Raw genomic sequence first — 13039 nt, 5'->3', positions numbered from 1 at the left:
CGTCGCCACCGACACTGGCTGCGCCGGCTCGGCCTGATGCTGCTTTTTTTACTGGTGTTGCTGGTCGCCACGGCCGGGTGGCTGCTTGGCACCGCCTCCGGTCTTCGCTTTGCGCTGACGCGGGTGCAAGCCGCCACACATGGCATCGTCCATGTGCAGCAGGCGCAGGGACGCCTGCTTGGCCCACTGGATCTGGCCGGTGTGCGCTACGACGATGGCAACGGCACCGTGGTCAAGGTGGCAAAGGCGCATCTGGATCTTCGCATCTGGCCTTTGTTGACCAAGCGTGCGCACGTGCTCGCACTGGATGTGGAAGATGTCGACGCCGCGCTACCGCCATCGACGCCCGACAACGGCAACTCCAGCAGCTTCTCATTGCAGCCGCCGATCGATCTGCTGCTCGATCACGTGCACGTCGGCGCAGTGAAGGTGAGTCAGGCTGGCCGGCTATTGTTCGCTTCCGACCGACTCGACCTGGCCGGCGACTGGACCCATCAAGGCATCGCACTCAGGCAACTCGCCCTGCAGGCACCGGACGGCCACGTCAACCTCGCCGGCACGCTGGCCATCGGCCAGCGTTACCAGGGCGACGGCCGTGCCGGCTTCGCGTGGAAGCTCGGTGACACCGACTACGCCGGCAGTCTGGTCACGCATGGTGACGGCAAGCAGGCGCATGTCGATCTCAGCTTAAGTGCACCGACAACCGCGCGACTGCAGCTGACGCTGAGTCAGGACGGTGACTACGCGTGGACCGCCACGCTCGATGCACCGCGTTTCGATCCACAGCCGTTGCTCGGCGACAGCTCGCTGAAAACCCTGGCTGTTGCCGTGCAAAGCCATGGCGATCGCTACAGCGGCACACTTGAAGGCAGGATCGACCTCAACGATTGCCAACTGTTGCTGCAGCCGCTGCGCGCGTCTGTCAGCCATGACTTCAATACGCTGACCTTGCAGCAACTCGAACTCGGCTCGCCGCAGATCAAGGGCAACGTCGTGGCCAACGGCAGCGTGCAGCTCGACGCCAGGCCACTCAGCGCCGAGCTGGATATCCGCTGGAACGACCTGCTGCTGCCAGCCGAACTGGCTGGCCAGGTGCTGGCCAGCCATGGCGAGCTGAAAGCCAGCGGAAGCACCGCGAAATACCACGCCGTCGGCGATGTCGCGATCGGCCCGCCCGGCAAACTTGCCGCGCTGGCACTCGATCTCGATGGCACGCCAAAACAGATCAACCTGCACACCCTGGCGCTGAAACAGCCGCATGGCCAGCTGCAGGCAAGCGGTGTGCTGACCCTGCAGCCGGCGCTGGCGTGGCAGGCCGACATCACCACCGACCGATTCGACCCAGGCCAACTGTTCGCCGGCTGGAACGGCGCGCTCGATGCCGATATCGCCAGCAGCGGCAGCCTGCCCAGGGATGGCCCCGACGCTGCACTGGAAATCCACAAGTTTGGCGGCAAGCTGCGCGATCGCACCGTCAGTGCCGGAGGCAAACTGCACCTGACGCCGGACAAGGTGGTCGACGGCCAGCTTCAGCTGAGCTCAGGCGGCAGCACGGTGAGGCTCGAAGCACAACCCGGCTCCGGCAACAACGTGGACCTGCAGCTGGCGATCGCCTCCCTGGGTGACTGGCTGCCGAATGCCGGCGGCCGTCTGGACGGCCATTTCAGCATCGGCGGACGCCTGCCGAAACTCAGCATCAACGGCCAGCTGCGGGGCCAGTCGGTGAGCTGGCAGCAACAGCGGGCGGATACATTGCACCTGATCGCCGGCATTCCCGACATCAGTCACCCGGCCGGCAAGCTGGACCTGCAGGCGACCGGTGTGCATGTGCAGGGGCTGACTTTCCAGCGCCTCAACCTGCTCGCCGAAGGCAGTGAAGGCGACCATCGACTGAACCTCGACGCCTACGGCAGCCAGCTCTCTGGCGCGCTGGCCTTGCATGGCGCACGCAAGGGCGACGTCTGGAGCGGAACACTGGCCACGCTCGACCTCGAGCCGCAGGGCATGCCGGGTTGGCGGCTGCAACAGCCCACACAGCTGGGTTATCGCGACGGCGCGATGAACCTGTCCGAGCTGTGCCTGAGTGCCGGAGACCCGTTGCTGTGCATCGCTGCGAAACAGGACAAGGGTGGCAATCTCGATGCCAGCTACCGGTTGCGCGCCCTGCCACTGGCCCTGCTGCTGAACGCCGCCGGGGAAGGCGGCCTGCCGGTCCGCGCCGATGGTGTGCTGGCCGGTGCCGGCAAACTCCATCGCAACGCGGCTGGCGCATTCAGCGGCACCGCCTCGCTCAACTCCGCCCAGGGCAGCATCACCTATACCGACCACCCCGACGCGCCCTTGCTGAGCTACGACCAGCTGAGCGTGGATGCCGAGCTCACCCCAGCCAGCCAGCGCATCAACCTGCGCAGCGGCCTCGATCAGGGTGGCCGTCTGGACGGCCAGATCACGATCAGCGGCGCGCAGCAGTCGCTGGGGGGCCAACTCACCCTGCGCCTGAACAGCCTCGGCTTCCTCGAATTGCTGAGCAACGACGTGGCGAGTGTGAAAGGCCGCCTCGACGGTGCCTTCCACTTCGCCGGCACGCTGCAGCAGCCGGCGATCAGCGGGCAGACCACGGTCGCCGATTTCGCCACCGAAGTGCCCGCGGCTGGTCTCAAGCTCAGCCAGGGTCGGCTGCTGGTCAGCACCACCGACGCACGTCAATTCCGTATCGACGGCAGCGTGCAGTCCGGCAAGGGAAGCGTCGCAATCCATGGCACGGCCGGTCTTGGTGCGAATGCGCGGACCGCGATCACGCTCAAGGGAAGCCAGTTCAGCGCTGCCGACATCCCCGCCGCCAAAGTGGTGATCTCGCCCGATCTGACCGTACAGCAGGATGCCAACGGCATCACCGTCGGCGGCGGCGTCGGGATCGACAGCGCCGACGTGAATGTGGAAAAGCTGCCCGGTGCCGGCGCCACCAAGGCGTCACCCGACGTGGTGGTGATCGACGAGAAGCAACGCGAACAAGCCAGCGGCCGGCTGCCGATCAGTGCGCAGGTCAAGGTCGATCTCGGCGGCAAGACTCATCTTGTTGGCATGGGCCTCGACGGACGGCTCAGCGGCGTGCTCACCGTCATCGAACGTCCCGGCCGCGCCACCACCGGCCAAGGCCAGGTTGCCGTAAGTGGAACTTACCGTGCCTACGGCCAGAGCCTGCAGATCCAGCGCGGCCAGCTGCTGTTCGCCAGCACGCCGATCGACAACCCTGGCCTGAACATCCGCGCCATGCGCACACTCAATCCGACCGCCACCATCGACGAAGGCCAGGAAGTCGGTCTGCTGGTGTCCGGCACGGCGCAGCGGCCGATCCTCACCGTGTTCTCCAATCCGGTGATGGAGCAGTCCGACGCACTGTCGTACCTGGTCACCGGCAAGCCGTTGTCGCAGGTGAAGGGTGGCGAAGGCGATATGGTCGGTGCCGCCGCACAGGCCCTTGGCTCAGCTGCCGGCGACCTGCTCGCCAAGAGCGTCGGCTCGAAGCTGGGCGTGGACGACATCGGCGTGTCGAGCAACGCGGCACTCGGCGGCAGCTCCGCATTCACCGTGGGCAAATACCTGTCGCCGCGGTTGTATCTCAGTTATGGCGTCGGCCTGTTCGAACCCGGCGAAGTCATCACCCTGCGCTACCGCCTCAGCCACCGCTGGAACCTCGAAGCGCAGAACGCCACCGACTTCAGCCGCGCCAGCCTCAACTATCGCTACGAAAAATAAGAGTCTGTTCGCCATCCGGCCTGTGCTTGCGCGGCATGAGCAAACAACCGCTTCACAATACCGAGCGCGCATCTGCCGCCATCTCCGATGATGAAATAAGTTCAGCACCACCTAACCTTGTGATCACGATTCCGTAACCAATCTTGCCGATAGTGGAGACTATCTGGCGGGATGATGCTGTCGGCTGGATTGATTTGCGTTACTGGTGCGCTCCGTTCCCGCGAACGAATTGAGCATTGGAATCAGACCGATGAACTGACAACGACCGAGTAAGAGATACGCTCAGCTGCAGGTGTCGTCGATATGAAGAAAACAGAAAAAAGGGGATGGCGCTGGGCCTACACCAAGGTACGCAGTCTGTATTGCGGCCGCCTCACCGCGATCTACCGCGCCACTCTGTTCGCACTGCGTGGTGACACCGGGCGCTTCTGGAGCCACAGCGGCATGATGCAGTCCCGATTGAAAAGGTGAGCATGCCGGAAATCCTCAAAATCCTGCCGTGTGGCGAGCGATTCAAAACAACGGAACGGACTGGATCACCTGTACTGCACAGGATCACCTGTATTGCTGCTATCGGAGAATTGCCGTGACAGCAGCCGTTCAAGCACGACGGCGATAATCCACTCAACATCGCGCCTGCACCATCCCACTGGAGACTGTCACGTGATCAGCAAGCCTCTTGCACGAAATGCGACTTATACCCTGCTCTGCGCAGGCTTCGTGGCTCTGGCCGGCTGCAATCAATCGCCGGCGCCAGCGCAGAATCCCGCCAGCTCGGCTTCCGCTGCTGCGGCAAGCTCGGCGGCATCGGCATCGACATCGGCACCTGCGCAAACCACGACTGCTGCGCAAGCCGCACCGTATACCCCACCTTCGGCTGATCAGCTGTACCAGATGGTGGCGCCGATCGCCCTGTTCCCGGATAACCTGGTCGCCCAGGTATTGGCCGGATCAACGTACCCGGATCAGATCGCTGCTGCGGATACTTTCCTGACCCAGAATCCGGGCCTGAAAGGCGATGCATTGCAGACGCAGGTCAATCCGCAGCCGTGGGATGCCAGCGTCAAGGCACTGACCACCTTCCCGTCCGTGCTGGATCAGATGGCGAGGAATCCCCAGTGGACCAGCTCACTGGGCGAGGCTTACGTCAACGATCCGACTGACGTGATGAATGCCATCCAGGTGATGCGCCAGCGGGCAGCCCAGAAGGGCAATCTGCGCAGCAATGCGCAGCAGGTCGTGCAGACCCAACCCGTAGCTGCTGCCGAGACTACCGGGTACGCCGACAACGATCAGGGATCTGCCTATTACAACGGCCCATCCGTGGTGCAGGCGCCGCCGCAGGCCATCGAGATCATGCCGGCACAGCAGGACACCGTGTATGTCCCGAGTTACAACCCGCAGACCGTCTACGGTGGCGATGTGCCGGTCTATCCCAGCTATAGCTACCAGGAGCCGCGTTACAGCACCGGCCAGATCGTGACCGCGGGTGCCATCACCTTCGGTGCGGGCATCCTGATCGGCACGCTGCTGGAAAATCATCACCACGATCACAACTACAACCCGCCGCCTCCGCCGGGTGGTGGCTGGCACAGCTGGGGCATGAACTGGGGTGGTCGCGGCTCGGGTGGTGGCATGCAGCGACCGGCGGTGATCCACAACAACACGACCTATGTGTCGCGTTCGACCACCATCGTCAATCGTTACACCACCAACAACATCAACAACAGCCGCACGACGATCAACAACACCAGCAACATCAACAACAGTCGCGCCACGGTCAACAACACCCGCAATATCGACAACAGCCGGAACCAGGTCGTGGAAAACCGCGACGCTGCTCATCAGGCAGGCAATAACTTGCCGCATCCGGCAGCCAACGAGCATCCGGCAGAAGCTCCACGTGGCCCCGTGTCGATGCCGCATTTCGGCAGCGCCCCCCAAGGCACGACTGTGCAGCAGGGTGCACGTCCTCCGGAACATGTGCCCAACACTCTGGCGCGTCCAGAGGCGCCGGCGCACCACGAGACCATGCCACAGCCGCATCCACTGCCCGCGCATGCACCGGCAACCGAACCGAACCGTGCCATGCGACCGATGCCGCAACATGTCACGCCGGCAACTCGGCCCGAAGCGGCTCCACGTGCTGAACCTCGCCCGGCCATGCCACCACGTCCTGCTCCGGCATCTCACCCTGCTCCGATGCAGCACCCCAGGCCCGAAGCCGCTCCAACGCGCGCCGGGCATCCACCCGCAGCACCCGCCAAAAAAGATGAAAAGCACAACAAGGATGACAAGAACGATCATTCCTGACCGCATTCCGCCACGCCACATCGCCAGCGATGGCATGTGGCTGGTGGCATCGCACGCCGAAGGAAGCTCCGGCATCCCTGTGGCACTCATTGCATTGGCACCACGGGCTGCGTGGTGATCACCGTCATCTGGTAGCCCATCAGTCATGCCCACAAGCGTGGGCATGCGGACTATCTTGGGCATTCCGTTCATGCCGAGATAGGTGCCATGCGCCAGCTACGTTGGATCCTGACTACCGCCGTGCTGTGTGGCGCAAATGCCTGGGCCGCTACGCCCATGCCGATGTCGCCAGCGAACGGGAGCTCTCCCTCCGGCATCGATCCGGCGGGCATCGACCACAGCGTGAAACCCGGCGACGACTTCTTCCGTTACGCCAACGGCGACTGGCTCAAAACAGCACAGATTCCCGCCGACCGATCCAGCACGGGCACCTTTCTCAAGGTATTCGAGCAGGCTGAGAAAGACACCGCCGAGCTGATTCGCAATGCCGGCAGCAGCCATCCCGCCGCCGGCAGCAGTGCGCGCAAGATCGCCGACTACTATGCCGCCTGGATGGATACGACCGCGATCGAGCAGCACGGCCTGACCCCGCTCAAGCCGGAACTCGCGCAAATCGACGCGATCGCCTCGCGCCAGGATCTGGCCCAGGTGCTGGGCAGCCGGCTGCGTGCGGATGTCGATCCGGTCAACGCCACCAACTTCCACACCGAAAACCTGTTTGGCCTGTTCGTGGCACAGGGACTGCAAGACCCCTCACGCAACATCGCCTACCTGCTGCAGGGCGGCCTGGGCATGCCCAGCCGCGACTACTACCTGTCGGACGACCCGCACATGGCGGCGTTCCGTGCGAAATACCAGACCTATGTCACCGCACTGCTGAAGCAGGCAGGCATCGCCGATGCCGAGGCTAAAGCGAAGACCGTGATCGACCTGGAAACCAAGATCGCCAAGGCACAGGAAAGCCTGGTTGACAGTCAGGACGTGCACAAGGCGAACAATCTCTGGCGCGTGACCGACTTCGCGCAGAAGGCGCCGGGGCTCGACTGGGCGACCTACTTCAAGGCCGCCGGCCTGGACGGACAGCCGCAGATCGACGCCTGGCAGCCCGTCGCCATCACCGGCCTGTCCGCACTGACCGTCAGCGAGCCGCTGCAGGCATGGAAGGACCTGCTCGTCTTCCACACGCTTGACCATGGTGCCGCCCTGCTGCCACAGGCCTATGCCGATCTCAGCTTCGATTTCTACGGCCGCACCCTGCAGGGCACGCCGGCACAACAGCCGCGCTGGAAACGCGCGGTGGGCGCCACCAATGTCGATCTTGGCGACGCCGTGGGCCAGCTCTATGTGAAGCACTACTTCCCGGCCTCGTCGAAGGCTGCAGTGCAACAGCTGGTGAAGAATCTCATCGCCGCCTTCAACGATCGCATCGACACCTTGAGCTGGATGACGCCGGCCACCCGGCAGAAGGCTAAGGCCAAGCTGGTCACGCTGCGCGTCGGCGTCGGCTATCCGGAAGCCTGGCGCGACTACGATTCGCTGGAGATTCGTGCCAACGATCCGCTTGGCAACCATCTGCACGCGGAGAAGTTCGAGTATGCACACCAGCTGGCCAAGCTGAGCCAACCGGTTGATCGCGGCGAGTGGTGGATGACGCCGCAGACGGTCAACGCAGTGAACCTGCCGCTGCAGAATGCGCTGAACTTCCCGGCGGCGATCCTGCAGCCGCCGTTCTTCGATCCGACGGCTGACGCGGCCGCCAACTACGGCGCCATCGGCGCCATCATCGGCCATGAGATCAGCCACAGCTTCGACAACACCGGCGCCGAGTTCGATGCCGAGGGCCGCCTCGCCAACTGGTGGACCCCAGCTGACCTGGCCCACTTCAAGGCTGCCGGCCAGCAGCTGGTGCATCAGTTCGACCAATACCAGGCGCTACCCGGCCTGCACGTCAACGGTGAGCAGACACTCGGCGAAAACATCGCCGACGTATCCGGCCTGACGATTGCCTATCTCGCCTATCACAAGTCGCTGGACGGCAAGCCTGCCCCGGTGATCGGCGGCCTCAGTGGCGACCAGCGCTTCTTTCTTGCCTTCGGCCAGGCCTGGCGCTCGAAGATCCGCGACGACGCGCTACGCCAGCGCCTCAGCACCGACGTGCACGCCCCCGCCGATTTCCGCGCACAGACCGTGCGCAACATCGACGCCTGGTATACGGCGTTCGACGTGAAGTCCGGCGAGAAGCTTTACCTCGACCCGAAGGATCGGGTGAAGATCTGGTAGGTATCGAGCATCGGAAACGAAGAGGGCCGCATTCACATGCGGCCCTCTTCGTTTGCAGGCTCCAGCCTCTTTGGGTGATTTGGCTAGATCTCAGCTGCGTTACCTGTCATTTCACCAAGGACAAAGCTCGACGTGCGACCGCAGCCAGGGCGTTGTACAGCAGAGCCAGCACCCAACGGATGAAGCTGGTGGTAAGCGATGCGCCAGCAACCACCGTGCGGCCGAGGAAACGGAAGATCGCCGCGATGATCGTGCTGATATACATCGAAAGCTCGACCGAGGCCTGTGCGCCCTTGCTGAGCACCCACGCCAGTTGATCCAGCACCGTCATACCGGCGGTGAAAACGGCACCCACGGCGACAAAGGCCACCTTGCCAAGAATCCACGCCAGCGCCTTGCCGATCATCTGCAGCACGGCTGCACTGCCCATCAGGATGCCGCCACCGCCTGAACCCATCTGGGCAAGCCACGGCTGCACCTCGGTCTCGTCAGCCGTAATCTGGTTGCCCAAGGTCTGCCAGCTCTGGTCGCCGACGCCAGGGATGTAGCTGTCCACCATGAAGTGCGCGTTGATGTTGATCAGTCCCGAAGGGCCGGCGGTCAACTCGTAGCCCGGCGCCTGCATCGGGACATGATGAAACGGGAACAACGGGATCTTGGGCACCGGATCGGAACGATGGTGCACGCGATACATGTTCTGCTCGGTAACTCGCTGGCTCAGGCTGCGCGCGAAGAACATGTCGCCGGTACGTGGCGAACCGAAGGTGTACAGCTTGACCTCGGCCGCACGCATGCTGGAAAGGTAATCCGCATTCAGCGTGGCCAGCGCGCCGCCAAGGCTGTGACCGACGCAGTGAATCACCGAGGGATTGCGCCCACGCAAGAAGTCGGTGACGTCAGCGGAAAACGACTTCCAGGTTTCGTTGAAACCGGCATGCACCGGCAGGCCGCCTGGACCGAGCTGCACACCAACGTTGAAGTTGGTCAGCCAGTCGAACCCGGACTTGGTTCCGCGGGTCGCGATCAGCACTTCGTTCTGGTACGCACCCTCGCCCGCAGCGATGTAGCCGAAGCCGCTCAGCTTCTTGCAGGCGATCAGCCCGCCGGAGCGGCCGACGAAGCGCGAGCTGTCGTTGACCGTGAACATCCCCTCGCTACCGAGGATGTCATGACGTGCCGCGGATTCGCTGAAGCTCTGGTCGAGCAGGAAATAGACGCCGCGTGCGATCGCTGCGGCCTGACGAGGTGAAAGTGTGCTCATGATCCCTCCTTGATGACTTATGGCGTCACTGTGGCTCGCAGATACCGTAAACCTCGCCGTGCCGTGCAGGCTCGGCTTCAAGTCGACATGTCAGTGAAATCGGCCGACCCTTGAGCTCACCGTTCTCCGCGTACTCACCCTTGTTGAACAGCCACGCTTCGTAGCTTTTTCCGGCGTACTTGATCAGGATCGTCTGCCGCACGTTGGGCTCATGCGGCATCAACGATCCGAACAGGGATTGCCCCCAGATTACCGGCAACGAGAACGCCCCCTGTGCATCGGTAGTGGCCTCGTCGTTGCCAGTCTGATCATTCCACATCCATTTGTAGCTGCGCTCGATGCTCGCTCCCTTGACCGGCTGACCATGGTCCAGCACCACACCGCGCACCGCAGAAAACAGGCACATCTTTCCCATGGCATTCGCCTCTTCAGCAGTCGTCAAAAACAGCGCGCAGCAAAGCAGCAAGGGCAACAGAATCTGCCCGGCACGTAAAAGCCGCCAATGAGGCTTTGCAGCCTGGGACAACGCAAGTTCGCGTGTCCGCGTCGTATCCCGCCCATTCCATAGCCTTGCCATCACCATCCCCCGCGGCCAGCTTCCATGAAACATTCCGCAACGACCTGAATAGCAAAACAACCTGCCTCCCGCAAGTCGTCCTTCGCCGCGAATGTCACATTCTGCGCTTGGGATCACCGCATTTCATGCGAAACGGCCACTGGGATCAAGCGATGCCCATGCCTTCGATGCCCACGATCGTCACGGCGTCAAAGCCAGCCTGTTCAGCGAAGCGTCGCCCGCGTTCCGCGTAGTCCTTGAACTGATCGAAGCTAGGTGCGCCGGGTGACAACAGAATGACACCACCTTTGGGTGCACGTGCTTTCGCTTCGGCCACAGCAGCAGCGAGATCATCGACTCGCACGATCGGGCAGCCCACGTTGGCATCGCACAGCGCCGCTTCAATGCGCGCACCGTTGCTGCCCATGCAGACGATCGCATGCGCGGGTGCACTGTGCATCGCATCGACGAAAGGCATCCAGTCCAGTCCGCGATCATGGCCACCGACCAGCACGGTCACTGCGCGACCATGCAGGCTTTCCAGCGCCGCCAGCGTGGCCAACGGCGTGGTGCTGATCGAATCGTTGACCCAGTGAAAGCCTCCACGCTCGCCCAACGATTGCAGGCGATGCGGCAGCGGACGGAAATGCGCCAGCGCGGGCGCCGCCGCCAGTGCATCCATGCCGACGGCGGATAGGGCCGCCAGCGCAGAGCAGGCATTGAGTGCGTTATGCAGACCAGGCGCAGCGAGTTGATCGACCGGAAAGACTTCCTGCGGACCGCGACGGATGCAACCATCAGTGACGTGCCAGCCTGTCGGCTGACCGAACAGCAGGCGATGCGGATGCTGCTGCGTGTGTTCCAGCAATGCCGGTTGCAGTGCATTGACCAGCAACTGTCGCGAAACATCGGTGAGACGAAGCTTGTCGGCAACATAGCGCTCGCGCGAACCATGCCAGTCCAGATGTTCCTCGTACAGGCTGGTGATCACGCCGAGTTCCAGCAGCCCAGCTTCGCCAGTCTGGAAGCTGGACAGCTCGATCACCCACAGGTCGGCCGATTGATCCAGCAGCTCCAGCAATGGCAGGCCGATATTGCCCGCGAGCGCGGTGCGCACGCCAAGCGCGCGCGCCAGATGTGCAACCAGCGCACTGGTGGTGCTCTTGCCCTTGGTGCCGGTGACGGCAATCACGCGCGCATCCGGATTCTCGCCAAACCACAGCGCGGTGCCGGACGTGAAACGCGTGCCCTGTGCCTGTGCCGCCAGCAGCGCAGGCTTGTAGGCCGAAATGCCGGGCGATTTGATCACCACATCGAAAGCCGCGAGTACCGCTGCCTCGGGCTCCACACCGCGCACGTCGAGCACTGTATCGAACGCCCGCGCCGCATCGACCTCGGCAGGCGCGCAGAACAACGTCAGGGCTTGCTGCGGCAATCGCTTGCGCAGCGCCGTGATCGCCGCGCGTCCTTCGCGGCCGAAGCCCCAGACAGCGACGCGCTGGCCATCCAGATCGGCAATGCGCATCAGCCGATCGTCGCCAGTGCGGGCCGCAATCGAAGCGGGACGCGTTGCTCGGCCGATGCCTCCAGCCATGGCTCCAGTGCCAGCTGGGTCGTGTCCAGCTGCGGCAGGATCTCGCTGCGGAAGCGTGCGACAAGCGCATCTTCCTGCCACTCCGGGCGCTGACTCAACGCACACATCGCGGCACGCGCCTCAGCGCCCTCGCCCACGCATTCGAACGGCTTGTGGTCCTGGTATTCCAGCAGCGCATCGAAGCCACCTGCCTGCGCTTCGTCATCCAGCAGGTTGCGGCCGAAGATGGAAAGCAGCCGCGGCTTGGGCAGGAACGGCGCCAGCGCGAGGAAGACAAAGTGGCACTTCGGGCACTGCCCGCACCAGCGGTCGGCCGGCTTCGGGCCGAGGATCCGGAAGTTGCGGTTGCAGCTGGAGAACACGTCGAAGTACGGCGTCAGCTTCGCGAAGGCGCGGGTGATCGCCAGCTCCGAATACGGCCGCAGCAGCGAGCAGTAGTCGAGATCGCTGGCCACATGCGTGTGCAGCCAGTCGCCCAGCAGCTGCTCGAACGCATAACCCTTGCTCCACTGGTGGTTGACCTGCTGGCCCTCGTACTCCAGCGTGGCGGCCGAGGCGGAGCGCTCGTTCGCGAACGCGATCGAGTCATAGCCGTAGAGGATCGCGGCGACGGCGAGAATCGCCGAATTCACCGCAGTCACCGGGATATGCCCGTTCCACGCACCCAGCCGGTTCAGTTCGAACAAGCGCGGTGCCAGCTCGCGCTGGATGTTCAGCGTGGGCAGGCCGGTGCGCTCGGCACAGGCGGCGATCAGCGCCGAATTGCCGACCCACACCGCGGTCGCCTCACCGCCGATCGACTTGATCGCCTCGACCGCGACCAGCGAATCCTTGCCGCCACCGATTGGCACCAGGGTGCGCTTCGGAAGATTCAATGCACCGACGGGGTGCGTAGTTCCACCACGTGGAAATGCAATACGACCGCGTAGATCCAGCCCGTTGCGATAGGCAAACTCAGCCAACCCATGCAGGTATAGCTGATCCAGCAGTTCGGCGGTGGCATCATCAAGCGGCCCGGTCGCCACCTCGATCTTCGGCGGTATCCCAGCCTTGTAATAGCTAACACCCGCGATCAGATGCAGCAGCTTCAACGCGGCATCAAATGCCGCGGCGTACTCAGCCTGAAGCGCCGGCGGATTCGGGAAACGGATCTGCTCGACCAGCTCCTCGCCATCGTCAAACGCGTACACCAGCTCGGCCACGCCATCGGCGTAGCTGCAGCGCACGAAGCGGAACAGCTGGGTCAGCCGCGGTTGAATCATCTTGCTCACCAATACTT

General features: G+C 63.4%; 8 protein-coding genes. 4 read left to right on the top strand and 4 right to left on the bottom strand.

What is annotated here, in order from left to right; genetic code table 11:
• Nucleotides 1-36 precede the first annotated feature (36 nt).
• The 4 genes from B0E51_RS03965 (at nt 37) to B0E51_RS03955 (ending at nt 8349) form a co-directional block, all read left to right on the top strand.
• Nucleotides 37-3756: a translocation/assembly module TamB domain-containing protein gene (locus tag B0E51_RS03965; RefSeq protein ID WP_143525789.1), complete on the top strand. Its 3720-nt coding sequence runs from the start codon at nt 37-39 to the stop codon at nt 3754-3756.
• 303 nt (nt 3757-4059) lie between these two features.
• Nucleotides 4060-4227, top strand: a complete 168-nt coding sequence (locus tag B0E51_RS19450) for a hypothetical protein (protein WP_168172567.1) — start codon at nt 4060-4062, stop codon at nt 4225-4227.
• 192 nt (nt 4228-4419) lie between these two features.
• Nucleotides 4420-6069 carry a DUF3300 domain-containing protein gene (locus B0E51_RS03960; protein ID WP_077443531.1) on the top strand — a complete coding sequence of 550 codons (1650 nt, stop codon included), beginning with the start codon at nt 4420-4422 and terminating at the stop codon, nt 6067-6069.
• A gap of 207 nt (nt 6070-6276) precedes the next feature.
• Complete coding sequence (locus B0E51_RS03955; protein WP_077443530.1) at nt 6277-8349, top strand: M13 family metallopeptidase; 2073 nt, start codon at nt 6277-6279, stop codon at nt 8347-8349.
• Nucleotides 8350-8455: 106 nt separating this feature from the next.
• On the opposite strand, the gene B0E51_RS03950 is transcribed toward B0E51_RS03955, so the two are convergent.
• The 4 genes from B0E51_RS03950 to murL all read right to left on the bottom strand — a co-directional run bounded on the left by B0E51_RS03950 (nt 8456) and on the right by murL (nt 13031).
• Nucleotides 8456-9610 carry a lipase family protein gene (locus B0E51_RS03950; protein ID WP_077443529.1) on the bottom strand — a complete coding sequence of 385 codons (1155 nt, stop codon included), beginning with the start codon at nt 9608-9610 and terminating at the stop codon, nt 8456-8458.
• Between the two features lie 25 nt (nt 9611-9635).
• Entirely contained in the window at nt 9636-10220 is a 585-nt protein-coding gene (locus B0E51_RS03945) for a carboxypeptidase-like regulatory domain-containing protein (RefSeq protein WP_254424400.1), read from the bottom strand.
• 112 nt (nt 10221-10332) lie between these two features.
• Nucleotides 10333-11691 carry a UDP-N-acetylmuramoyl-L-alanine--D-glutamate ligase gene (murD, locus tag B0E51_RS03940; protein ID WP_077443527.1) on the bottom strand — a complete coding sequence of 453 codons (1359 nt, stop codon included), beginning with the start codon at nt 11689-11691 and terminating at the stop codon, nt 10333-10335.
• Nucleotides 11691-13031 carry a UDP-N-acetyl-alpha-D-muramoyl-L-alanyl-L-glutamate epimerase gene (gene murL / locus B0E51_RS03935; protein ID WP_077443666.1) on the bottom strand — a complete coding sequence of 447 codons (1341 nt, stop codon included), beginning with the start codon at nt 13029-13031 and terminating at the stop codon, nt 11691-11693. The genes murD and murL overlap by 1 nt, the downstream gene beginning before the upstream one ends.
• Nucleotides 13032-13039 lie beyond the last annotated feature (8 nt).

The sequence above is a fragment of the Rhodanobacter sp. C05 genome (assembly GCF_002001165.1).
Lineage (GTDB): Bacteria > Pseudomonadota > Gammaproteobacteria > Xanthomonadales > Rhodanobacteraceae > Rhodanobacter.
Note: the sequence above shows the minus strand (reverse complement) of the source record. Positions and strands in the feature narration are given on the sequence as shown.

Bases quoted from the DNA above. Each gene is read 5' to 3' on its own strand.
- B0E51_RS03965 (WP_143525789.1), top strand. From the start codon at position 37: ATGCTGCTTTTTTTACTGGTGTTGCTGGTCGCCACGGCCGGGTGGCTG.
- B0E51_RS19450 (WP_168172567.1), top strand. From the start codon at position 4,060: ATGAAGAAAACAGAAAAAAGGGGATGGCGCTGGGCCTACACCAAGGTA.
- B0E51_RS03955 (WP_077443530.1), top strand. From the start codon at position 6,277: ATGCGCCAGCTACGTTGGATCCTGACTACCGCCGTGCTGTGTGGCGCA.
- B0E51_RS03950 (WP_077443529.1), bottom strand. From the start codon at position 9,610: ATGAGCACACTTTCACCTCGTCAGGCCGCAGCGATCGCACGCGGCGTC.
- B0E51_RS03945 (WP_254424400.1), bottom strand. From the start codon at position 10,220: ATGTTTCATGGAAGCTGGCCGCGGGGGATGGTGATGGCAAGGCTATGG.
- murD (WP_077443527.1), bottom strand. From the start codon at position 11,691: ATGCGCATTGCCGATCTGGATGGCCAGCGCGTCGCTGTCTGGGGCTTC.